32 protein-coding genes and 1 pseudogene are annotated in these 19,601 nt (G+C 68.4%); 31 read left to right on the top strand and 2 right to left on the bottom strand.

What is annotated here, in order from left to right; all coding sequences use genetic code 11:
- Positions 1-985 (bottom strand): serine/threonine-protein kinase (locus AOK09_RS00925; RefSeq protein ID WP_157875757.1); only part of this gene is annotated, 985 nt, incomplete at its 3' end.
- Positions 986-1,733: 748 nt separating this feature from the next.
- Between AOK09_RS00925 and rpsJ the strand changes: the two genes are divergently transcribed.
- The 31 genes from rpsJ (at position 1,734) to truA (ending at position 19,021) form a co-directional block, all read left to right on the top strand.
- Complete coding sequence (gene rpsJ / locus AOK09_RS00920) at positions 1,734-2,042, top strand: 30S ribosomal protein S10 (RefSeq protein WP_020549238.1); 309 nt, start codon at positions 1,734-1,736, stop codon at positions 2,040-2,042.
- A gap of 14 nt (positions 2,043-2,056) precedes the next feature.
- Entirely contained in the window at positions 2,057-2,701 is a 645-nt protein-coding gene (gene rplC / locus AOK09_RS00915) for a 50S ribosomal protein L3 (RefSeq protein ID WP_055585140.1), read from the top strand.
- A 5-nt stretch (positions 2,702-2,706) separates the two neighbouring features.
- Complete coding sequence (gene rplD, locus AOK09_RS00910; RefSeq protein ID WP_055585139.1) at positions 2,707-3,384, top strand: 50S ribosomal protein L4; 678 nt, start codon at positions 2,707-2,709, stop codon at positions 3,382-3,384.
- Positions 3,384-3,707, top strand: coding sequence for a 50S ribosomal protein L23 (gene rplW, locus AOK09_RS00905; RefSeq protein WP_055585138.1), 324 nt, complete (start codon positions 3,384-3,386; stop codon positions 3,705-3,707). Before rplD ends, rplW begins: the two co-directional genes overlap by 1 nt.
- 42 nt (positions 3,708-3,749) lie before the next feature.
- Positions 3,750-4,586 (top strand): 50S ribosomal protein L2, encoded by an 837-nt coding sequence (gene rplB, locus AOK09_RS00900; RefSeq protein WP_055585137.1) that lies wholly within the window; start codon positions 3,750-3,752, stop codon positions 4,584-4,586.
- An 11-nt stretch (positions 4,587-4,597) separates the two neighbouring features.
- A complete protein-coding gene (gene rpsS / locus AOK09_RS00895) occupies positions 4,598-4,879 on the top strand; it encodes a 30S ribosomal protein S19 (RefSeq protein WP_055585136.1) in 282 nt (93 codons plus the stop codon).
- Between the two features lie 51 nt (positions 4,880-4,930).
- The gene (gene rplV / locus AOK09_RS00890; RefSeq protein ID WP_055585143.1) at positions 4,931-5,278 is read left to right on the top strand and encodes a 50S ribosomal protein L22; all 348 of its coding nucleotides are present in this window, start codon (positions 4,931-4,933) and stop codon (positions 5,276-5,278) included.
- Positions 5,278-6,108 carry a 30S ribosomal protein S3 gene (rpsC, locus tag AOK09_RS00885; RefSeq protein WP_055585135.1) on the top strand — a complete coding sequence of 277 codons (831 nt, stop codon included), beginning with the start codon at positions 5,278-5,280 and terminating at the stop codon, positions 6,106-6,108. The genes rplV and rpsC overlap by 1 nt, the downstream gene beginning before the upstream one ends.
- Before the next feature lie 4 nt (positions 6,109-6,112).
- A complete protein-coding gene (gene rplP / locus AOK09_RS00880) occupies positions 6,113-6,532 on the top strand; it encodes a 50S ribosomal protein L16 (RefSeq protein ID WP_055585134.1) in 420 nt (139 codons plus the stop codon).
- A complete protein-coding gene (gene rpmC / locus AOK09_RS00875; protein ID WP_055585133.1) occupies positions 6,532-6,756 on the top strand; it encodes a 50S ribosomal protein L29 in 225 nt (74 codons plus the stop codon). Before rplP ends, rpmC begins: the two co-directional genes overlap by 1 nt.
- Complete coding sequence (rpsQ, locus tag AOK09_RS00870) at positions 6,756-7,031, top strand: 30S ribosomal protein S17 (protein ID WP_055585132.1); 276 nt, start codon at positions 6,756-6,758, stop codon at positions 7,029-7,031. Before rpmC ends, rpsQ begins: the two co-directional genes overlap by 1 nt.
- Positions 7,032-7,130: 99 nt before the next feature.
- Positions 7,131-7,499, top strand: a complete 369-nt coding sequence (gene rplN / locus AOK09_RS00865) for a 50S ribosomal protein L14 (protein WP_055585131.1) — start codon at positions 7,131-7,133, stop codon at positions 7,497-7,499.
- Positions 7,500-7,511: 12 nt separating this feature from the next.
- Positions 7,512-7,835 (top strand): 50S ribosomal protein L24, encoded by a 324-nt coding sequence (rplX, locus tag AOK09_RS00860; RefSeq protein WP_055585142.1) that lies wholly within the window; start codon positions 7,512-7,514, stop codon positions 7,833-7,835.
- On the top strand, positions 7,835-8,404 hold the full coding sequence (gene rplE / locus AOK09_RS00855) for a 50S ribosomal protein L5 (protein ID WP_055585130.1): 570 nt from the start codon (positions 7,835-7,837) through the stop codon (positions 8,402-8,404). Before rplX ends, rplE begins: the two co-directional genes overlap by 1 nt.
- Position 8,405: 1 nt before the next feature.
- Positions 8,406-8,591 carry a type Z 30S ribosomal protein S14 gene (locus tag AOK09_RS00850; RefSeq protein ID WP_055585129.1) on the top strand — a complete coding sequence of 62 codons (186 nt, stop codon included), beginning with the start codon at positions 8,406-8,408 and terminating at the stop codon, positions 8,589-8,591.
- A gap of 186 nt (positions 8,592-8,777) precedes the next feature.
- Positions 8,778-9,185 (top strand): 30S ribosomal protein S8, encoded by a 408-nt coding sequence (gene rpsH, locus AOK09_RS00845; RefSeq protein ID WP_055585128.1) that lies wholly within the window; start codon positions 8,778-8,780, stop codon positions 9,183-9,185.
- Between the two features lie 22 nt (positions 9,186-9,207).
- On the top strand, positions 9,208-9,747 hold the full coding sequence (rplF, locus tag AOK09_RS00840) for a 50S ribosomal protein L6 (protein WP_055585127.1): 540 nt from the start codon (positions 9,208-9,210) through the stop codon (positions 9,745-9,747).
- 3 nt (positions 9,748-9,750) lie between these two features.
- On the top strand, positions 9,751-10,134 hold the full coding sequence (gene rplR, locus AOK09_RS00835) for a 50S ribosomal protein L18 (protein WP_055585126.1): 384 nt from the start codon (positions 9,751-9,753) through the stop codon (positions 10,132-10,134).
- Positions 10,135-10,180: 46 nt separating this feature from the next.
- Entirely contained in the window at positions 10,181-10,792 is a 612-nt protein-coding gene (rpsE, locus tag AOK09_RS00830) for a 30S ribosomal protein S5 (protein WP_055585125.1), read from the top strand.
- Complete coding sequence (rpmD, locus tag AOK09_RS00825; protein WP_055585124.1) at positions 10,792-10,974, top strand: 50S ribosomal protein L30; 183 nt, start codon at positions 10,792-10,794, stop codon at positions 10,972-10,974. The genes rpsE and rpmD overlap by 1 nt, the downstream gene beginning before the upstream one ends.
- Before the next feature lies 1 nt (position 10,975).
- A complete protein-coding gene (gene rplO / locus AOK09_RS00820; protein ID WP_055585123.1) occupies positions 10,976-11,428 on the top strand; it encodes a 50S ribosomal protein L15 in 453 nt (150 codons plus the stop codon).
- 235 nt (positions 11,429-11,663) lie between these two features.
- Positions 11,664-12,977 carry a preprotein translocase subunit SecY gene (gene secY / locus AOK09_RS00815; RefSeq protein ID WP_055585122.1) on the top strand — a complete coding sequence of 438 codons (1,314 nt, stop codon included), beginning with the start codon at positions 11,664-11,666 and terminating at the stop codon, positions 12,975-12,977.
- Positions 12,977-13,627 (top strand): adenylate kinase, encoded by a 651-nt coding sequence (locus AOK09_RS00810; RefSeq protein ID WP_055585121.1) that lies wholly within the window; start codon positions 12,977-12,979, stop codon positions 13,625-13,627. The genes secY and AOK09_RS00810 overlap by 1 nt, the downstream gene beginning before the upstream one ends.
- A 140-nt stretch (positions 13,628-13,767) precedes the next feature.
- Positions 13,768-14,601, top strand: a complete 834-nt coding sequence (gene map / locus AOK09_RS00805) for a type I methionyl aminopeptidase (RefSeq protein WP_055585120.1) — start codon at positions 13,768-13,770, stop codon at positions 14,599-14,601.
- 126 nt (positions 14,602-14,727) lie between these two features.
- Positions 14,728-14,949, top strand: a complete 222-nt coding sequence (gene infA, locus AOK09_RS00800; protein ID WP_014144336.1) for a translation initiation factor IF-1 — start codon at positions 14,728-14,730, stop codon at positions 14,947-14,949.
- 80 nt (positions 14,950-15,029) lie between these two features.
- Entirely contained in the window at positions 15,030-15,143 is a 114-nt protein-coding gene (gene rpmJ, locus AOK09_RS00795; protein ID WP_009740505.1) for a 50S ribosomal protein L36, read from the top strand.
- Positions 15,144-15,311: 168 nt separating this feature from the next.
- Entirely contained in the window at positions 15,312-15,692 is a 381-nt protein-coding gene (rpsM, locus tag AOK09_RS00790; RefSeq protein ID WP_055585119.1) for a 30S ribosomal protein S13, read from the top strand.
- A gap of 72 nt (positions 15,693-15,764) precedes the next feature.
- A complete protein-coding gene (gene rpsK / locus AOK09_RS00785; RefSeq protein ID WP_037575384.1) occupies positions 15,765-16,172 on the top strand; it encodes a 30S ribosomal protein S11 in 408 nt (135 codons plus the stop codon).
- 203 nt (positions 16,173-16,375) lie between these two features.
- Positions 16,376-17,398 (top strand): DNA-directed RNA polymerase subunit alpha, encoded by a 1,023-nt coding sequence (locus tag AOK09_RS00780; protein ID WP_055585118.1) that lies wholly within the window; start codon positions 16,376-16,378, stop codon positions 17,396-17,398.
- A gap of 98 nt (positions 17,399-17,496) precedes the next feature.
- Positions 17,497-17,991, top strand: a complete 495-nt coding sequence (rplQ, locus tag AOK09_RS00775) for a 50S ribosomal protein L17 (protein ID WP_055585117.1) — start codon at positions 17,497-17,499, stop codon at positions 17,989-17,991.
- A gap of 82 nt (positions 17,992-18,073) precedes the next feature.
- Positions 18,074-19,021: a tRNA pseudouridine(38-40) synthase TruA gene (truA, locus tag AOK09_RS00770; RefSeq protein WP_175609246.1), complete on the top strand. Its 948-nt coding sequence runs from the start codon at positions 18,074-18,076 to the stop codon at positions 19,019-19,021.
- Here truA and AOK09_RS00765 read toward each other — a convergent pair.
- A pseudogene (locus AOK09_RS00765) lies at positions 19,002-19,601 on the bottom strand (hypothetical protein); the annotation flags it as partial. The gene truA and the pseudogene AOK09_RS00765 sit on opposite strands and share 20 nt — an antisense overlap.

The raw sequence follows: 19,601 nt of genomic DNA, 5'->3' as shown, positions 1-19,601 counted from the left end.
CCCGGGGGGAGGGCGACGGGATGACGGGCGAGGGGGTGACGGGTGCGGGTGTGCCCGGCGAGGGATTGGTGGCCGGTCGCGGTACGGGCTGCGGAGACCCGGACCGGGAGCCCGGCGGCCGAGCGGTGTGGGCGGCCAGGTCGGCCCGGATCTCCGCGGGCAGCCAGTCGCCGTCGTCGCGGTGCCGGACCACCAGCCGGTCCAGTACGGCGCGCGGCGAGGGCCGGGCACCGGGGGACTTGGCGAGGCAGTCGCCGACCACATCGCGCAGGCTCTCCGGCACCCCGCGGAGGTCCGGCTCCTCATGGACGGCGCGGTAGAGGACCGAGGCCGACGGGCCGTCGCCGAAGGGGGCGGCGCCGGAGGCCTGGCAGAGCACGATGCCCAGCGCGAAGACGTCCACGGCCGGGGTGACCGCGCCCCCGGTGAGCTGCTCGGGGGCCAGGAAGCCCGGGGTGCCGATCTGGAACCCGGTCTGGGTCAGTGCGGTGCGGTCCATGGCGCGGGCGATCCCGAAGTCGATCACCCGGGGCCCGTCGTCGGCGACGATGATGTTGGCGGGCTTGAGGTCGCGGTGCACCACCCCGGCCCGGTGTATCGCCTCCAGCGCCTCGGCCAGCCCTGCCGCCAGCACCGTCAGCGTGTCGACCGGGAGCGGTCCGTGCCGGGCGACCACGGCGTGCAGCGACGGGCCGGGGACGTACGCCGTGACCAGCCAGGCGGGGTCGCCGTCCGGGTCGGCGTCCACCACGGGCGCGGTGTGGAACCCGCCCACCCGCCGGGCCGCCGCGACCTCCTCGCTGAAGCGCCGCCGGAACTCGGCGTCGGTGGAGAGTTCGGGCCGTACGACCTTCACGGCCACCGGCCGCCCGGAGGGCGACCAGCCCAGATACACCACCCCCATCCCGCCCTGGCCGAGCCGGGCGGCCAGCCGGTACCGGCCGTCCCCGACCGCTGGGGGATCCCCCGCCTGCAGTGGCTTCATCACAGCCCCGTCCCGCACCGTGCGCACGGTGCCGGGTCTTCATGTACCGGGCCCTTCCGCGCCCGTCAAGCGACGCGCGGAGGGGCAGTGGCGGGCGTTCTGCCGCGGCCCCCTCCGTCGGCGGGCCGCGGCGGACCGCGGCGGACCGCGGGGCGCTCGGTGCGTGGGCCCCCGGCCGGGAGGCCGTCGGCGGGCCGGGCGGTCCGGACCGCGTCCGGAGCCGGCGGGGTCCTCCCGGAGGCGGAGTCCTGGCGTGTCGGCGGGAGGGGCGCGCTGGGCTGTCCCGGTGCATCCCGTGGCGCCACGAGGCCCTGCGGGGAGAGGGTTTGACGACTTCGCGGGACGGCGCGGGTTTGACATCCGGTCGCCTCGGGGTACTGTCATCGGCTCCGATTGGCCCCCGGTGTGCCCGGTATGGCACACTGTCCAAGTTGCTCGGTTGAGTGCCGATGCTGCGCGCCTCCCGCCGGGAGGACCGGAAGCGAGTCCCACAGTACTCGTCGCGCCTGTGATGTCTGCGGAAGCAGTAGCTGCAGGGGCGGACGTACGGGAATCTTCCGGGAAGCGTGGGCGGGGCCTCGACCCGGCGCCTGGTGATGGCCGACACGGCCCGGAGCAGAAGCCTCCTGGAGTTGTATCCAAGGGTTTACTGCGAGCGGGAGTGCGACACGCCCGACCGCGTGGGTCGGACGAACGGCCGATCGGACGCCGTAGCAGCAAGACGACAGACAAGGACTACGAAGTAGCCATGGCGGGACAGAAGATCCGCATCCGGCTCAAGGCCTACGACCACGAGGTGATCGACTCCTCGGCGAAGAAGATCGTCGAGACCGTCACCCGTACTGGTGCGCAGGTCGCGGGCCCGGTGCCGCTGCCCACTGAGAAGAACGTGTACTGCGTCATCCGCTCGCCGCACAAGTACAAGGACTCGCGCGAGCACTTCGAGATGCGTACGCACAAGCGCCTGATCGACATCCTCGACCCCACCCCGAAGACGGTTGACTCGCTGATGCGTCTCGACCTTCCGGCCGGTGTCGACATCGAGATCAAGCTCTGAGAGGCGCACCGAAGATGGCTAAGCAGATTAAGGGCATCCTGGGCGAGAAGCTCGGCATGACCCAGGTCTGGGACGAGAACAACCGGATCGTTCCGGTGACCGTCGTCAAGGCCGGGCCCAATGTCGTGACCCAGGTCCACACCGCTGACACCACCGGCTACGACTCGGTGCAGATCGGCTTCGGCGAGATCGACCCGCGCAAGGTGAACAAGCCCCTTCAGGGTCACTTCGCCAAGGCCGGCGTGACTCCCCGCCGCCACCTGGTCGAGCTGCGCACCGCGGACGCGTCCGAGTACACCCTGGGCCAGGAGATCACCGCTGAGGTGTTCGAGGCCGGTGTCAAGGTCGACGTGACCGGCACCAGCAAGGGCAAGGGCACCGCCGGTGTCATGAAGCGCCACGGCTTCAAGGGCCTGGGCGCCGGACACGGCACGCAGCGCAAGCACCGCTCGCCCGGTTCCATCGGTGGCTGCGCCACCCCGGGCCGCGTGTTCAAGGGCCTCCGTATGGCGGGCCGCATGGGCAACGAGCGTGTGACCACCCAGAACCTGACCGTTCACGCCGTTGACGCGGAGAAGGGCCTGCTGCTCATCAAGGGCGCAATCCCTGGTCCGAACGGCGGCCTCGTCCTGGTCCGCACCGCGGCCAAGGGGGCCTGAAGCAGATGAGCACCATTGACATCCTCTCGCCCGCGGGCGAGAAGGCCGGCTCCGTCGAGCTGCCTGCCGAGATCTTCGACGCCAAGGTCAGCATTCCGCTGATCCACCAGGTCGTCGTCGCCCAGCTGGCCGCTGCCCGTCAGGGCACCCACAAGGCGAAGAACCGTGGCGAGGTCCGCGGCGGTGGCAAGAAGCCGTACCGCCAGAAGGGCACCGGCCGCGCCCGTCAGGGCTCGACCCGTGCGCCGCAGTTCGCCGGTGGTGGCGTCGTGCACGGTCCCGTGCCGCGCGACTACTCGCAGCGGACGCCCAAGAAGATGAAGGCCGCCGCGCTGCGCGGTGCCCTCACCGACCGGGCCCGTCACAACCGCATCCACGTCGTCACCGGTGTGGTCGCGGCCGAGCAGCCCTCCACGAAGGCTGTCCGTGAGCTGTTCGGCAAGATCAGCGAGCGCAAGAACGTCCTCCTCGTCGTCGAGCGCGACGACGAGCTGGCGATCAAGTCGGCTCGCAACCTGCCGTCGGTGCACATCCTGGACGCGGGCCAGCTGAACACGTACGACGTGCTCGTCTCCGACGATGTGGTCTTCACCCAGGCCGCCTTCGAGCGCTTCGTGGCCGGTCCGGCCGCGTCCGCCAAGGCCGTCGCGTCCGAGGGCGAGCTCGAAGGGAGCGCCGCCTGATGAGCGAGCAGCAGATCACCTCCAAGACGTTCACGGACCCCCGCGACGTGCTGGTGAAGCCGGTTATCTCCGAGAAGAGCTACAGCCTTCTCGACGAGAACAAGTACACGTTCATCGTGGCGCCGGGCTCCAACAAGACCCAGATCAAGCAGGCGGTCGAGGCCGTCTTCTCGGTCAAGGTCACCGCGGTCAACACGATCAACCGGCAGGGTAAGCGCAAGCGCACCAAGACCGGTTTCGGCAAGCGCAAGGACACCAAGCGCGCCGTCGTGACCCTGGCCGAGGGCAGCCGCATCGACATCTTCGGTGGTCCGGTCTCCTAACGGAGCATCGGATCGTCGATACGGACGAGGACGAAAGAAGCCATGGGCATCCGCAAGTACAAGCCGACGACCCCGGGCCGTCGTGGTTCCAGCGTCGCCGACTTTGTCGAGATCACGCGGTCCACGCCGGAGAAGTCGCTGGTTCGCCCCCTGCACAGCAAGGGCGGCCGTAACAACGCCGGTCGTGTCACCGCTCGTCACCAGGGTGGCGGCCACAAGCGCGCCTTCCGCGTGATCGACTTCCGTCGCCACGACAAGGACGGCGTGCCGGCCAAGGTCGCGCACATCGAGTACGACCCCAACCGCACCGCTCGCATCGCGCTGCTCCACTACGCGGACGGCGAGAAGCGCTACATCCTGGCCCCGGCCAAGCTGCAGCAGGGCGACCGGGTCGAGAACGGCGCCGGCGCCGACATCAAGCCGGGCAACAACCTGCCGCTTCGCAACATCCCGGTGGGTACCGTCATCCACGCAGTCGAGCTGCGTCCCGGCGGCGGCGCCAAGATGGCCCGCTCCGCCGGTGCGAGCATCCAGCTGCTGGCCAAGGAGGGGCGCATGGCGCACCTCCGTATGCCCTCCGGCGAGATCCGCCTGGTCGACGTGCGCTGCCGCGCCACCGTCGGCGAGGTCGGCAACGCCGAGCAGTCGAACATCAACTGGGGCAAGGCCGGCCGTATGCGCTGGAAGGGCGTCCGCCCGACCGTGCGTGGTGTGGCAATGAACCCGATCGACCACCCGCACGGTGGTGGTGAGGGCAAGACCTCCGGTGGTCGCCACCCGGTCTCGCCGTGGGGCAAGCCCGAGGGCCGTACCCGTCGCCCGAACAAGGCGTCGGACAAGCTCATCGTGCGCCGCCGCAAGACCAACAAGAAGCGCTAGGAGCAGGTTAGATGCCGCGCAGTCTCAAGAAGGGGCCCTTCGTCGACGACCACCTGAGCAAGAAGGTGGACGCGCAGAACGAGGCCGGTACCCAGAACGTCATCAAGACCTGGTCCCGTCGCTCGATGATCGTGCCGTCCATGCTCGGGCACACGATCGCGGTGCACGACGGCCGCAAGCACGTCCCGGTGTTCGTCACCGAGTCGATGGTCGGCCACAAGCTCGGCGAGTTCGCGCCGACCCGCACCTTCCGCGGCCATGAGAAGGACGACCGCAAGTCGCGTCGTCGCTGATCTGCGGAATAGCGAAGATCGATGACTGACACCATCAACAAGGGGACAACCATGGAAGCCAGGGCCCAGGCGCGGTACATCCGCGTCACGCCCATGAAGGCCCGCCGCGTGGTGGACCTCATCCGTGGCATGAGTGCCACGGAGGCCCAGGCCGTCCTGCGTTTCGCTCCGCAGGCCGCCACCGTGCCGGTCGGCAAGGTGCTCGACAGCGCCATCGCCAACGCCGTGCACAACTACAACCACAACAACGTGGACGACCTCTACATCTCCGAGGCCTACGTTGACGAGGGCCCGACCCTGAAGCGGTTCCGGCCGCGCGCCCAGGGCCGCGCCTACCGGATCCGCAAGCGGACCAGCCACATCACCGTGGTCGTCAGCAGCAAGGAAGGGACCCGGTAATGGGCCAGAAGGTTAACCCGCACGGGTTCCGGCTCGGCATCACCACGGACTTCAAGTCCCGCTGGTACGCCGACAAGCTGTACAAGGACTACGTCAAGGAAGACGTCGCCATCCGCCGGATGATGACGCAGGGCATGGAGCGGGCCGGCATCTCCAAGGTGGAGATCGAGCGCACCCGCGACCGCGTCCGCGTCGACATCCACACCGCCCGGCCGGGCATCGTCATCGGCCGCCGCGGTGCGGAGGCCGACCGCATCCGCGGCGACCTGGAGAAGCTGACCGGCAAGCAGGTCCAGCTGAACATCCTCGAGGTCAAGAACCCCGAGATCGACGCGCAGCTGGTCGCCCAGGGCGTCGCCGAGCAGCTCTCCTCCCGGGTGTCCTTCCGCCGTGCCATGCGCAAGGCGATGCAGGGCACCATGAAGTCCGGTGCCAAGGGCATCAAGATCCAGTGCTCCGGCCGTCTCGGCGGCGCCGAGATGTCCCGCTCGGAGTTCTACCGCGAGGGCCGGGTGCCGCTGCACACCCTTCGCGCGAACGTCGAGTACGGCTTCTTCGAGGCCAAGACCACCTTCGGCCGCATCGGCGTGAAGGTCTGGATCTACAAGGGCGACGTCAAGAACATCGCCGAGGTCCGCGCCGAGAACGCCGCCGCCCGCGCCGGCAACCGTCCGCCCCGTGGCGCCGGTGCCGAGCGTCCGGCTCGCGGTGGCCGCGGTGGCGAGCGTGGCGGCCGCGGCCGTCGTCCGCAGCAGGGTGGCGAGGCCCAGGCCCCGACCGCCGCCGCTGTCGAGGCGCCGGCTGCCGACAACACTGGAACGGAGGCCTGACCCAATGCTGATCCCTCGCAGGGTCAAGCACCGCAAGCAGCACCACCCCAAGCGGCGTGGCGCTGCCAAGGGCGGCACTGAGCTCGCGTTCGGCGAGTACGGCATCCAGGCCGTCACCCCGGCCTATGTGACGAACCGGCAGATCGAGTCCGCTCGTATCGCCATCACCCGTCACATCCGCCGTGGCGGCAAGGTCTGGATCAACATCTACCCGGACCGCCCGCTCACCAAGAAGCCCGCCGAGACCCGCATGGGTTCCGGTAAGGGTTCTCCGGAGTGGTGGGTCGCGAACGTCCACCCGGGACGGGTGATGTTCGAGCTGTCCTACCCCAACGAGAAGGTGGCTCGTGAGGCGCTGACCCGCGCTGCTCACAAGCTCCCGATGAAGTGCCGGATTGTCCGGCGCGAGGCAGGTGAGAGCTGATGTCGGCCGGCACCAAGGCTGCTGAGCTTCGCGGTCTGGGCGACGACGAGCTCGTCGGCAAGCTGCGCGAGGCCAAGGAGGAGCTGTTCAACCTCCGCTTCCAGGCGGCGACCGGGCAGCTCGAGAACCACGGTCGGCTTCGCGCCGTCCGTAAGGACATCGCGCGGATCTACACCCTGATGCGCGAGCGCGAGCTGGGCATCGAGACGGTGGAGAACGCCTGATGACTGAGAACACGAACACCGAGGCACGCGGCTTCCGCAAGACCCGTGAGGGTCTGGTCGTCAGCGACAAGATGGACAAGACCGTCGTCGTCGCCGTCGAGGACCGCGTCAAGCACGCTCTGTACGGCAAGGTCATCCGCCGTACGAACAAGCTGAAGGCGCACGACGAGCAGAACGCTTGCGGCGTCGGCGACCGCGTCCTCCTCATGGAGACCCGGCCGCTGTCCGCGACGAAGCGCTGGCGCGTCGTCGAGATCCTCGAGAAGGCCAAGTAACGAACGCGATTGGGTGCGGCCGTATGTGCCCGGTGCCGTCAGGCGACCGGGTGAGCAGCGGCCGGCCCGGTCCCGATCGTTGACGATCAGGAGAAAGACGTGATCCAGCAGGAGTCGCGACTGCGAGTCGCCGACAACACGGGTGCCAAGGAGATTCTCTGCATCCGCGTTCTCGGTGGCTCCGGCCGGCGCTACGCGGGCATCGGGGACGTCATCGTGGCTACCGTCAAGGACGCGATCCCCGGTGGCAATGTGAAGAAGGGCGACGTCATCAAGGCCGTCGTCGTGCGGACCGTGAAGGAGCGCCGTCGTCCGGACGGTTCCTACATCCGCTTCGACGAGAACGCCGCCGTCATCCTCAAGAACGACGGTGACCCCCGTGGCACCCGCATCTTCGGCCCCGTGGGCCGTGAGCTGCGCGAGAAGAAGTTCATGAAGATCATCTCGCTCGCGCCGGAGGTGCTCTAACCGATGGCAGGCATGAAGATCAAGAAGGGTGACCTGGTCCAGGTCATCACCGGCAAGGACAAGGGCAAGCAGGGCAAGGTCATTCAGGCCTACCCCGCCGAGCAGCGCGTCCTCGTCGAGGGTGTCAACCGGGTCAAGAAGCACACCAAGGTCGGCCAGACCGCCCGTGGTTCCCAGACCGGCGGCATCGTGACCACCGAGGCCCCGATCCACGTCAGCAACGTTCAGCTGGTTGTGGAGAAGGACGGCAAGAAGGTCGTCACTCGCGTCGGTTACCGCTTCGACGACGAGGGCAACAAGATCCGCGTTGCCAAGCGGACCGGTGAGGACATCTGATGAGCGAGACCACTGTCGAGAAGGTGCAGCCGCGCCTCAAGGAGCGGTACCGCACTGAGATCAAGGGTCAGCTGCAGGAGCAGTTCTCCTACGACAACGTCATGCTGATCCCCGGCCTGGTCAAGGTCGTGGTCAACATGGGTGTCGGCGAGGCCGCCCGTGACAGCAAGCTGATCGAGGGCGCCATCCGCGACCTCACCGCGATCACCGGCCAGAAGCCGGCCGTGACCAAGGCCCGCAAGTCCATCGCGCAGTTCAAGCTGCGTGAGGGCCAGCCGATCGGCACCCACGTCACCCTCCGCGGTGACCGCATGTGGGAGTTCGTGGACCGTCTGGTGTCGCTGGCGCTCCCGCGCATCCGCGACTTCCGTGGTCTGTCGCCGAAGCAGTTCGACGGCCGTGGCAACTACACGTTCGGTCTGACCGAGCAGGTCATGTTCCACGAGATCGACCAGGACAAGGTCGACCGTCAGCGGGGCATGGACATCACCGTTGTCACCACCGCCCAGACTGACGACGAGGGCCGGGCGCTGCTGCGCGCCCTCGGCTTCCCGTTCAAGGAGAACTGACGTGGCGAAGAAGTCCCTCATCGCGAAGTCGGAGCGCAAGCCGAAGTTCGGCGTTCGCGGCTACACCCGCTGCCAGCGCTGTGGCCGTCCGCACTCCGTGTACCGCAAGTTCGGCCTCTGCCGTGTGTGCCTTCGTGAGATGGCCCACCGCGGCGAGCTGCCGGGCGTGACCAAGAGTTCCTGGTAGCACTCAGGGCCCCGACCCCACTGCGTTTTGGGGACTCGCCTGCGAGTCCCGTAAGGTAGTGGGGTCGGGCCCCTGTTGCCCGGAAACGTCTTACTACACCGCAGGTCCCTGCCGCGCCTATCACGCTCCTTTCGGGGGCGGGCTGCGCGCTGTCGGAAACCGCGGTGAGAGAGGCCTAAGGCCATCATGACCATGACCGACCCGATCGCAGACATGCTCACTCGTCTGCGTAACGCGAACTCGGCTTACCACGACTCCGTGGCCATGCCGGCGAGCAAGATCAAGTCGCACATCGCCGAGATCCTCCAGCAGGAGGGCTACATCTCCGGCTGGAAGGTCGAGGAGCCGCAGGAGGGCGAGGTCGGCAAGAAGCTGACCATCGAGCTCAAGTTCGGCCCCAACCGTGAGCGCTCGATCGCCGGTATCAAGCGCATCAGCAAGCCGGGCCTGCGGGTCTACGCAAAGTCCACCAACCTGCCGAAGGTCCTCGGTGGCCTGGGTGTCGCGATCATCTCGACGTCCCAGGGCCTCCTGACCGGCCAGCAGGCCGCCAAGAAGGGCGTGGGCGGGGAAGTCCTCGCCTACGTCTGGTAATTCGGGAAACGGAGGTATAGCCATGTCGCGAATTGGACGGCTGCCCATCCCGGTTCCCGCCGGCGTGGACGTCACCATCGATGGCCGGACGGTCTCGGTGAAGGGGCCCAAGGGTTCCCTCTCCCACACCGTCGCCGCGCCGATCGAGATCGGCAAGGGCGAGGACGGCAACCTTGTCGTCTCGCGTCCGAACGACGAGCGTATGTCGAAGGCCCTGCACGGCCTGAGCCGCACGCTGGTGGCGAACATGATCACCGGCGTGACCGCGGGCTACCGCAAGTCGCTCGAGATCAGCGGTGTCGGTTACCGCGTAGCCGCTAAGGGCTCCGCCATGGAGTTCTCCCTGGGTTACAGCCACCCGATCCTGGTCGAGGCCCCTGAGGGCATCTCCTTCCAGGTCGAGTCGCCCACCAAGTTCCACGTGGACGGCATCGACAAGCAGAAGGTCGGCGAGGTCGCCGCGAAGATCCGCAAGCTGCGCAAGCCCGACCCGTACAAGGCCAAGGGCGTCAAGTACGCGGGCGAGGTCATCCGCCGCAAGGTCGGAAAGGCTGGTAAGTAAGCCATGGCAGTCGGTGTGAAGATCGGCAAGGGCAACGCCTACAAGGGTGCCGCCCGCAAGCGCCGTGCCATCCGCGTTCGCAAGCGCGTCATCGGCACCGAGGTGCGTCCGCGCCTCGTCGTGACCCGCTCGAACCGCCACATGGTCGCCCAGGTCATCGACGACGCCCAGGGGCACACCCTGGTGTCGGCGTCGACCCTCGACGTGTCGATCCGCGGCAACGAGGGCGACAAGTCCGAGCAGGCCAAGAAGGTCGGCGCCCTGGTCGCCGAGCGTGCCAAGGCCGCCGGCATCGAGCAGGTCGTCTTCGACCGCGCGGGCAACCGCTACGCCGGCCGCATCGCGGCCCTGGCGGACGCGGCCCGTGAGGCCGGGCTCGACTTCTGAGCCGTTCGTCGCAAGCTAGCGGACGTAAACGAGAGAGGTAATTCCAATGGCTGGACCCCAGCGCCGCGGTGGCGGCGCCGGTGGCGGCGAGCGGCGTGACCGTAAGCGGGACGGTCGGGACGGCGGCCAGGCCGTCGAGAAGACCGCCTACGTCGAGCGTGTCGTCGCGATCAACCGCGTCGCCAAGGTTGTCAAGGGTGGTCGTCGTTTCAGCTTCACCGCGCTGGTCGTGGTGGGCGATGGCGACGGCACCGTCGGTGTCGGCTACGGCAAGGCCAAGGAGGTGCCGGCCGCCATCGCCAAGGGCGTTGAGGAGGCCAAGAAGCACTTCTTCAAGGTCCCCCGTATCCAGGGCACCATCCCCCACCCCATCCAGGGTGAGAAGGCCGCGGGCGTCGTGCTGCTGAAGCCGGCTTCCCCCGGTACCGGCGTTATCGCCGGTGGCCCGGTGCGCGCCGTTCTGGAGTGCGCCGGCGTCCACGACATCCTGTCGAAGTCGCTCGGCTCCGACAACGCGATCAACATCGTGCACGCCACGGTGGAGGCTCTGAAGGGGCTCGTCCGCCCCGAGGAGATCGCCGCCCGCCGCGGCCTGCCGCTCGAGGACGTCGCCCCCGCCGCACTGCTGCGGGCGCGCGCTGCGGGGGCGAGTGCCTGATGGCTCGCCTGAAGATCACGCAGACCAAGTCCTACATCGGCAGCAAGCAGAACCACCGCGAGACGCTGCGCTCGCTGGGTCTGAAGCGCATGCACGATGTCGTGGTGAAGGAGGACCGTCCCGAGATCCGCGGGATGGCCCGGACCGTGCGTCACCTCGTGACGGTCGAGGAGGTGGACTGACATGGGCGACAACCCGATCAAGATCCACAACCTGCGGCCCGCCCCGGGAGCCAAGACCGCCAAGACCCGTGTGGGTCGTGGTGAGGGTTCCAAGGGTAAGACCGCTGGTCGTGGTACCAAGGGCACCAAGGCCCGCTACCAGGTTCCGCAGCGCTTCGAGGGTGGGCAGATGCCCCTCCACATGCGCCTGCCGAAGCTGAAGGGCTTCAAGAACCCCTTCAAGGTCGAGTACCAGGTGGTCAACCTGGACAAGCTCGCGGCTCTCTACCCGCAGGGTGGCGAGGTCACCGTGGCCGACCTGGTCGCCAAGGGCGCGGTTCGCAAGAACCAGCTCGTCAAGGTGCTCGGCACCGGTGAGATCACCGTGGCGCTGCAGGTGACGGTGGACTCCGTCTCCGGCTCCGCCAAGGAGAAGATCGCCGCTGCCGGTGGCACCGTCACCGAGCTCATCTGAGACCTCGGCAGACAGCAGATGAACGGGGCCGTCCCTCCCAGGAGGGGCGGCCCCGTTCCGTGTGTCGGGCGATATCCCGGCATCTGGAGCGCCGCGCGCTTCTTCCGGGTGGCCACGCACTGTTAGAGTCCGTGGAGTCCGCTTGTAGGTTGGCCCCAGACTCTGCCTGAAGGCCACCGGTCCCCATCATCACCGACCCTTCCGCCGACGACGCGCGGGAGGCGCAGGAGGCACCGTGCTCAGTGCGTTCGCGCGGGCGTTCAAGACGCCCGACCTGCGCAAGAAGCTGCTGTTCACGCTGGGCATCATGGTGCTGTTCAGGCTCGGTGCACACATCCCGATCCCTGGTGTCAGCTTCCAGAACGTCCAGTCCTGCATCGACGAGAGCAAGGGCAGCCAGGGCCTCTTCGGCCTGGTGAACCTGTTCAGCGGCGGTGCACTGCTGCAGCTGACGATCTTTGCGCTGGGCATCATGCCCTACATCACGGCCAGCATCATCCTGCAGCTCCTCACCGTGGTGATTCCGCGGCTCGAGGCGCTGAAGAAGGAGGGCCAGGCCGGCACCGCGAAGATCACCCAGTACACCCGCTACCTGACCATCGCGCTGGCCGTGCTCCAGGGCACCGGCATCGTGGCCACGGCCTCCAGTGGCGCGCTGTTCAGTGGCTGCTCGGTGGGGGACCAGATTGTCCCGGACACCTCGATCTTCCGTATCGCGGTCATGGTGATCACCATGACGGCCGGTACCACCGTGATCATGTGGCTCGGTGAGCTGATCACCGACCGCGGCATCGGCAACGGCATGTCGATCCTGATCTTCACCTCGATCGCGGCCGGTTTCCCGTCCTCGCTGTGGGCGATCAAGCTCCAGGGCAAGATCGGCGGCGGCTGGGTGGAGTTCCTCAGCGTCATCGCGATCGGCCTGATCGTGGTCGCCCTGGTCATCTTCGTGGAGCAGGCGCAGCGCCGGATCCCGGTGCAGTACGCCAAGCGGATGATCGGCCGGCGCGCCTTCGGCGGCACCTCCACCTACATTCCGCTCAAGGTCAACCAGGCCGGCGTGATCCCGGTCATCTTCGCCTCGTCGCTGCTGTACATCCCGTCGCTGGTGGTCCAGCTGACCGGTTCGACGTCGGGGTGGGCGGTCTGGGTGAAGGACAACTTCGTCCGCGGTGACCACCCGATCTACATGGCGATCTACTTCGTCCTGATCGTCTTCTTCGCCTTCTTCTACGTCGCGATCTCTTTCAACCCCGAGGAAGTCGCCGACAACATGAAGAAGTATGGTGGCTTCATCCCGGGTATCCGGGCCGGCCGCCCCACGGCGGAGTACCTGAACTACGTCCTCACCAGGATCACCTGGCCGGGTTCCCTCTATCTGGGCGTCATCGCGCTGATCCCGATGATCGCTCTGGTGGCGTTCAAGGCCAACCAGAACTTCCCGTTCGGCGGCACCAGCATCCTCATCGTCGTTGGCGTCGGCCTCGAAACTGTCAAGCAGATCGAGAGCCAGCTCCAGCAGCGCAACTACGAAGGGTTCCTCCGCTGATGCGAATCGTCCTCGTCGGACCTCCTGGGGCCGGTAAGGGAACGCAGGCCCATGTCCTGGCCAAGACCCTGTCGATCCCGCACATCTCCACCGGAGACCTGTTCCGCGCCAACATCAGCCAGAGCACCCAGCTGGGGCTCGAGGCCAAGGCGTACATGGACGCAGGCAAGCTGGTTCCGGACGAGATCACCATCGGGATGGCCAAGGACCGGATGTCGCAGCCCGACGCCGCCAAGGGTTTCCTGCTGGACGGCTTTCCGCGCAACCTCGGCCAGGCCAAGGCGCTGGACGAGATCCTGGCCGACGCCGGGATAGCGCTGGACGGTGTGCTGGACCTGGAGGTCCCCGAGGACGAGGTGGTCCGGCGGATCGCCGGCCGCCGGCTCTGCCGCAACGACGGCAGCCATGTCTTCCATGTGGACTACAACCCGCCGGCGCAGCCCGGTGTCTGCGACGAGTGCGGCGGTGAGCTCTACCAGCGCACCGACGACACCGAGGAGAAGGTCCGGGTCCGCCTGGAGGAGTACCACTCCAAGACCGAGCCCATCATCGGGTACTACGCGGACCAGGGTCTGCTGGTGACCATCCCGGCGCTGGGCAAGGTGTCCGAGGTGACGGAGCGCGCCATCGAGGCGCTCCGCGGCAAGTAGTCCACACGGCCGGGCCGTGGCAGTCCCCCAGGGGGCGGCCACGGCCCGGCGCGTGTGCGGGGTTCCCGAGGCCGTACCGTGGAGGGGACCTGTGAAGTCGTGAGGACGAGGAACGCGCAGTGCTGGGAAGGCGAGAGCGCATGGTAGAGATCAAGACCCCCGAGCAGATCGCCAAGATGCGTGAGGCCGGGCTGGTCGTCGCCGAGGCGCTCAAGGCGTGCCGGGAGGCCGCCGTCCCCGGCGCCACCACGGGGGAGCTGGACGCGGTCGCCGCCAAGGTGATCGCCGACCACGGCGCCACCTCGAACTTCCTCGGCTACCACGGGTTCACCGGCACCATCTGCGCCTCGGTGAACGACGTGGTGGTGCACGGCATCCCCGGCGACCTGGAGCTGCGCTCCGGGGACATGATCTCCATCGACTGCGGTGCCATCGTCGACGGCTGGCACGGGGACGCGGCGATCACCGTGCTGGTGGGCGAGGGCCACGGCCAGGAGCTGCACGAGCTGAGCCGGGTCACCGAGGCCTCGATGTGGGCCGGGATCGCCGCCATGAAGCGCGGCAACCGGCTGCAGGACGTCAGCCGGGCCATCGAGTCCTATGTCCGCCGCCAGCCGCTGCCGCCCAAGGGGAAGTACGGCATCGTCGAGGACTACGGCGGCCACGGCATCGGTTCGGCCATGCACATGGACCCGCACCTCCTCAACTACGTCGACCGCGGCCGCGGCCGCGGGCCCAAGCTGGTGCCGGGTCTGTGCCTGGCGATCGAGCCCATGCTCAGCCTGGGCACCCCGCGCACCCATGTGCTCGAGGACGAGTGGACGGTGAAGACCAACGACGGCACCTGGGCCTCGCACTGGGAGCACTCGGTGGCGCTGACCGAGGAGGGCCCGCTGGTGCTCACCGCTTTCGACGGCGGCCGGGAGAAGCTGGCGGAGCTCGGAATCACCGCCGCGCCCGACCCCCTTGCCTGAGCCGGTTTCGCGTTTGATTGGGCACTGAAGTAGACTGACGCGTCGGCTCATTCCTGGCTTCGGCACGTCCGTGTCCGGGTTGAGGCGATCAAGGTAGTCGAGCCCGGAAGGCGATCAGCGAACCTTATGCCCAAGAAGCAAGGGGCCATCGAGATCGAGGGCACCGTCATCGAGTCTCTGCCGAACGCGATGTTCAAGGTGGAGCTCCAGAACGGGCACAAGGTCCTCGCGCACATCAGTGGAAAGATGCGGATGCACTACATCCGGATCCTCCCGGACGACCGTGTCGTCGTCGAGCTCAGCCCGTACGACCTCACCCGCGGTCGCATCGTCTACCGATACAAGTAACACCAGATCTCGCGCTGCGACGGCCGTGCCCCGTGTGGCACGGCCCTCTCGTGGCGCACGACCCGGAGAACCTGAATCCCATGAAGGTCAAGCCGAGCGTCAAGAAGATCTGCGACAAGTGCAAGGTGATCCGCCGCCACGGCCGGGTCATGGTGATCTGCGAGAACCTGCGCCACAAGCAGCGTCAGGGCTGATCATCCCCCGACCGCACGGGTCGTAACTCTTCGCGCGACGCGAATTTTTCCCAGTGATGCCCGTCCCCGGAAAGGGGACGCCACCCCCGGCGGAGGCCGGGGCCCTCCCCGCGGAAGCGGGACGGACGGCATCGCGCCAAACCTCCGAAGAAACACAGGAGCCAATCCATGGCACGCCTCGCCGGCGTCGACCTCCCCCGCGAGAAGCGGATCGAGATCGCCCTCACCTACATCTACGGCATCGGTCGTACCCGGGCCCAGCAGTCGCTGGCCGAGACCGGCGTGAGCCCGGACGTCCGCGTCCGCGACATCGCCGAAGAGGACCTCGTCAAGCTGAGCAAGTGGATCGAGGAGAACTACCGGGTCGAGGGTGACCTCCGCCGTGAGGTTCAGGCCGACATCCGCCGCAAGGTCGAGATCGGCTGCTACGAGGGTCTGCGTCACCGCCGCGGCCTTCCGGTCCACGGCCAGCGCACCCACACCAACGCCCGTACCCGCAAGGGTCCGCGTCGCGCCATCGCCGGCAAGAAGAAGCCGGGCAAGAAGTAGTCCGCCCCCAAACCGGACTTCCCTCCGGCCCGCGGGTAGCGGACCGACCACCTCATCAGGAGATTCAGACTTATGCCTCCGAAGGGCCGTCAGGCTGCGGGCGCCAAGAAGGTGCGCCGCAAGGAGAAGAAGAACGTCGCTCACGGGCACGCCCACATCAAGAGCACGTTCAACAACACGATCGTGTCGATCACCGACCCGACCGGCAATGTGATCTCGTGGGCCTCCGCCGGCCACGTCGGCTTCAAGGGCTCCCGCAAGTCCACGCCGTTCGCCGCGCAGATGGCGGCGGAGGCCGCCGCCCGCCGCGCCCAGGAGCACGGCATGCGCAAGGTCGACGTCTTCGTCAAGGGTCCCGGCTCCGGCCGTGAGACCGCGATCCGCTCCCTGCAGGCCACCGGCCTCGAGGTCGGCTCGATCCAGGACGTCACCCCCACCCCGCACAACGGCTGCCGCCCCCCGAAGCGCCGCCGCGTCTGACCCGTGGGCGACCGCTCCGGCCTGAGCCGGGGCGGTCGCCGGGTCCGACCGTGGGCCGGACGGACCCAGCGACGGCCGAGGCCGCCGCAGGGTCCGGCCCGATGCGTCGCCTGTACGGGCTCCCCTTCACCCGGGGAGCCCGTACGCTTGAGTCCATCGGCATCAAATAGCGGGTGCCGAAGACAACTGGAGGAACACCTCTCATGCTGATCGCTCAGCGCCCCTCGTTGACCGAAGAGGTCGTCGACGAATTCCGCTCCCGGTTCGTGATCGAGCCGCTGGAGCCGGGCTTCGGCTACACCCTCGGCAACTCGCTCCGCCGCACGCTCCTCTCCTCGATCCCGGGTGCCGCAGTCACCTCCATCCGGATCGACGGCGTCCTGCACGAGTTCACCACCGTGCCGGGTGTCAAGGAGGACGTCACCGACCTCATCCTCAACATCAAGCAGCTGGTCGTCTCCTCGGAGCACGACGAGCCGGTCGTGATGTACCTGCGCAAGCAGGGCCCGGGTGTGGTCACCGCCGCCGACATCGCGCCCCCGGCCGGTGTCGAGGTGCACAACCCCGAGCTGGTCCTCGCCACGCTGAACGGCAAGGGCAAGCTGGAGATGGAGCTGACCGTCGAGCGCGGTCGCGGCTACGTCTCCGCCGTGCAGAACAAGCAGTCCGGCCAGGAGATCGGCCGTATCCCGGTCGACTCGATCTACTCGCCGGTGCTCAAGGTCACCTACAAGGTCGAGGCGACCCGTGTCGAGCAGCGCACCGACTTCGACAAGCTGATCGTCGACGTCGAGACCAAGCCCGCCATGCGTCCCCGTGACGCCATGGCCTCGGCCGGCAAGACCCTCGTCGAGCTGTTCGGCCTCGCCCGCGAGCTGAACGTCGACGCCGAGGGCATCGACATGGGCCCGTCCCCCACGGACGCCGCCCTGGCCGCCGACCTGGCGCTGCCGATCGAGGAGCTGGAGCTCACCGTCCGCTCCTACAACTGCCTCAAGCGCGAGGGCATCCACACCGTGGGTGAGCTCGTCGCCCGCTCGGAGGCCGACCTGCTCGACATCCGCAACTTCGGTGCGAAGTCGATCGACGAGGTCAAGGCGAAGCTGGCCGGCATGGGCCTGGCCCTCAAGGACAGCCCGCCCGGATTCGACCCCACCGCGGCCGCCGACGCCTTCGGCGCCGACGACCTGGACGACTCCGGCTACGCGGAGACCGAGCAGTACTGAGCAGTACCCCGATGAGCCAAGTCCTGCGGGCACCGTGCCCGCAGGCCCTCCCCGGTACCTGACACGGCCGGGGCAGGAGATATGAGGAGAGAATCCCCATGCCGCGTCCCACCAAGGGAGCCCGTCTCGGCGGCGGTCCGTCGCACGAGCGTCTGCTGCTGGCCGGTCTGGCCCGCGAGCTGTTCCAGTACGGCCGCATCACCACCACCGAGGCCAAGGCCCGCCGCCTGCGCCCGGTGGCGGAGAAGCTGATCACCAAGGCGAAGAAGGGCGACCTGCACAACCGTCGCCTGGTGCGCCAGAGCATCACCGACGTGGCGGTGCTGCACACCCTCTTCACCGAGATCGCGCCGCGCTACGAGAACCGCCCCGGCGGTTACACCCGCATCACCAAGATCGGTCCCCGTCGTGGCGACAACGCCCCGATGGCCGTGATCGAGCTGGTGGAGGCGCTCACCGTCGCGCAGAACGCGGTCGGCGAGGCCGAGGCCGCCACCAAGCGGGCCGTCAAGGAGGCCGACGAGGCCAAGGCCGCCGAGGCCACCGAGACCGAGGCCGCCGAGGCCCCGGCCGAGGAGTCGAAGGACGCCTGAGCCCTGTCCCAGGGTTCACCCGAGGCCCGCTCCCCCCGTCCGGGGGAGCGGGCCTCTCCGCCGTATCAGGGAGATTCGAGCAGTGGTCGACGAGTGCGACGAGAAGCCGGCGCTGGACGGTCCCGCTGAGGGATGGGTCCGGATCAGGCTGGACCTGGCCTACGACGGGTCGGAGTTCTCCGGCTGGGCCCGGCAGCCGGGACGGCGTACCGTCCAGGGCGAGCTGGAGGAGGCGCTGCGCACCGTGCTGCGCACCGACCTCCCGGTGGAGCTGACGGTGGCCGGGCGCACCGACGCCGGAGTCCACGCCCGGGGTCAGGTCGCCCATGTGGACCTGCCCGCGGAGCTCTGGGCGGCGCACCGGGAGAAGGTCCGGCGCAGGCTGGCGGGGCGGCTCCCCGCCGACGTCCGGGTCTGGTCGCTGACGGAGGCGCCGCACGGCTTCGACGCCCGCTTCGCAGCGATCTGGCGCCGCTACGCCTACCGGATCAGTGACCACCCGGGCGGGGTGGACCCGTTGCGCCGCGGGCATGTGCTGTGGCACGACCGTCCGCTGGACGTGGCGCTGATGAACGAGGCGGCACGGCTGCTGCTGGGGGAGCACGACTTCGCCGCGTACTGCAAGAAGCGGGAGGGCGCCACCACCGTACGCACCCTGCTGGAGCTGGGCTGGGAGCGCACCCCCGACGACCCCATGGCCCACCGTGACGGGACCGGCCTGGTGGTGGCGACGGTCCGTGCCGACGCCTTCTGCCACAACATGGTGCGGGCCCTGGTGGGGGCGATGTTGCTGGTGGGCGACGGAAGGCGGCCGGTGGGGTTCCCCGGGGAGGTGCTGGCCGGACGGGTGCGCAACTCGGCGGTCAATGTGGTGCGCCCGCACGGGCTGACCCTGGAGGAGGTCGGCTATCCGGCGGACGGGCTGCTGCTGGAACGCAATCGTGCCGCCCGCCGGATGCGCACCCTGCCGGGCGTGCCCCTGCCGGGTGCCTCCCTGCCCGGTGACGAGGTCAGCCCGCCGGGGCGGTGACCGCGGGCTGGGAGGCGGCCAGTTCACCGCGTCGCAGCAGGATGTTGCGGGCCAGCCCCGAGAGGTCGCGGACGGCCTGCACGACCTTCTTGTCGGACGTCGACACCGGTTTGCCGTTGGTGTAGCCGCCAACGGTGAAGTAGGCGTAGCGGCCGATGGACGCCTGGGAGCTCAGGCATTTCACGTTGCGGCAGAAGGGCTTGAGCTTCCGGTACAGCGAGTAGATGTTCCCGCCCTTGGTCTTCGCCACGGCCTGCGCCTGCCTGGCGTCGTCGAAGACCACGATGCCGATGGTGACTGCGACGCCGTGGCTGAAGTAGGTGGCGCGGTAGACCGCTGTGCACTTGTGGCTGACGAACACCGCGCCCAGGCCGCTCGAGCCCGCGAGGGCGCATTTGGCGGTGCCGTGAGGGGCACCGTCGCGTTCGTAGACGGTGTCCTTGAAGGGGATCTGCGCGTCCCCGAAGAGGGTGTAGCGGTCCAGCCTGGCGGTGTCCGTGGCCGCGGAGGAGATGATCGTCACCGGGTCCACCGGCGGCGGCGGGGGCGTGGACGGCTTGGGGCTCGGCTTGGTCACGGA

The organism is Peterkaempfera griseoplana (assembly GCF_001418575.1).
Lineage (GTDB): Bacteria > Actinomycetota > Actinomycetes > Streptomycetales > Streptomycetaceae > Peterkaempfera > Peterkaempfera griseoplana.
The sequence above is the reverse complement of the archived record's forward strand: the minus strand, read 5'-3'. Positions and strand labels throughout refer to the sequence as shown.

Coding starts and splice junctions, on each gene's coding strand:
- rplO (WP_055585123.1), top strand. CDS start 10,976: ATGGGCGACAACCCGATCAAGATCCACAACCTGCGGCCCGCCCCGGGA.
- rpsH (WP_055585128.1), top strand. CDS start 8,778: ATGACCATGACCGACCCGATCGCAGACATGCTCACTCGTCTGCGTAAC.
- rplX (WP_055585142.1), top strand. CDS start 7,512: ATGAAGATCAAGAAGGGTGACCTGGTCCAGGTCATCACCGGCAAGGAC.
- AOK09_RS00780 (WP_055585118.1), top strand. CDS start 16,376: ATGCTGATCGCTCAGCGCCCCTCGTTGACCGAAGAGGTCGTCGACGAA.
- rpmD (WP_055585124.1), top strand. CDS start 10,792: ATGGCTCGCCTGAAGATCACGCAGACCAAGTCCTACATCGGCAGCAAG.
- rplC (WP_055585140.1), top strand. CDS start 2,057: ATGGCTAAGCAGATTAAGGGCATCCTGGGCGAGAAGCTCGGCATGACC.
- rplE (WP_055585130.1), top strand. CDS start 7,835: ATGAGCGAGACCACTGTCGAGAAGGTGCAGCCGCGCCTCAAGGAGCGG.
- rpsE (WP_055585125.1), top strand. CDS start 10,181: ATGGCTGGACCCCAGCGCCGCGGTGGCGGCGCCGGTGGCGGCGAGCGG.
- rplF (WP_055585127.1), top strand. CDS start 9,208: ATGTCGCGAATTGGACGGCTGCCCATCCCGGTTCCCGCCGGCGTGGAC.
- AOK09_RS00810 (WP_055585121.1), top strand. CDS start 12,977: ATGCGAATCGTCCTCGTCGGACCTCCTGGGGCCGGTAAGGGAACGCAG.
- rpsQ (WP_055585132.1), top strand. CDS start 6,756: ATGACTGAGAACACGAACACCGAGGCACGCGGCTTCCGCAAGACCCGT.
- rplB (WP_055585137.1), top strand. CDS start 3,750: ATGGGCATCCGCAAGTACAAGCCGACGACCCCGGGCCGTCGTGGTTCC.
- rpsC (WP_055585135.1), top strand. CDS start 5,278: ATGGGCCAGAAGGTTAACCCGCACGGGTTCCGGCTCGGCATCACCACG.
- rpsJ (WP_020549238.1), top strand. CDS start 1,734: ATGGCGGGACAGAAGATCCGCATCCGGCTCAAGGCCTACGACCACGAG.
- rpsK (WP_037575384.1), top strand. CDS start 15,765: ATGCCTCCGAAGGGCCGTCAGGCTGCGGGCGCCAAGAAGGTGCGCCGC.
- rplP (WP_055585134.1), top strand. CDS start 6,113: ATGCTGATCCCTCGCAGGGTCAAGCACCGCAAGCAGCACCACCCCAAG.
- rplD (WP_055585139.1), top strand. CDS start 2,707: ATGAGCACCATTGACATCCTCTCGCCCGCGGGCGAGAAGGCCGGCTCC.
- rpmJ (WP_009740505.1), top strand. CDS start 15,030: ATGAAGGTCAAGCCGAGCGTCAAGAAGATCTGCGACAAGTGCAAGGTG.
- rplW (WP_055585138.1), top strand. CDS start 3,384: ATGAGCGAGCAGCAGATCACCTCCAAGACGTTCACGGACCCCCGCGAC.
- rplR (WP_055585126.1), top strand. CDS start 9,751: ATGGCAGTCGGTGTGAAGATCGGCAAGGGCAACGCCTACAAGGGTGCC.
- rplQ (WP_055585117.1), top strand. CDS start 17,497: ATGCCGCGTCCCACCAAGGGAGCCCGTCTCGGCGGCGGTCCGTCGCAC.
- rpsS (WP_055585136.1), top strand. CDS start 4,598: ATGCCGCGCAGTCTCAAGAAGGGGCCCTTCGTCGACGACCACCTGAGC.
- rplV (WP_055585143.1), top strand. CDS start 4,931: ATGGAAGCCAGGGCCCAGGCGCGGTACATCCGCGTCACGCCCATGAAG.
- rpmC (WP_055585133.1), top strand. CDS start 6,532: ATGTCGGCCGGCACCAAGGCTGCTGAGCTTCGCGGTCTGGGCGACGAC.
- infA (WP_014144336.1), top strand. CDS start 14,728: ATGCCCAAGAAGCAAGGGGCCATCGAGATCGAGGGCACCGTCATCGAG.
- rpsM (WP_055585119.1), top strand. CDS start 15,312: ATGGCACGCCTCGCCGGCGTCGACCTCCCCCGCGAGAAGCGGATCGAG.
- map (WP_055585120.1), top strand. CDS start 13,768: ATGGTAGAGATCAAGACCCCCGAGCAGATCGCCAAGATGCGTGAGGCC.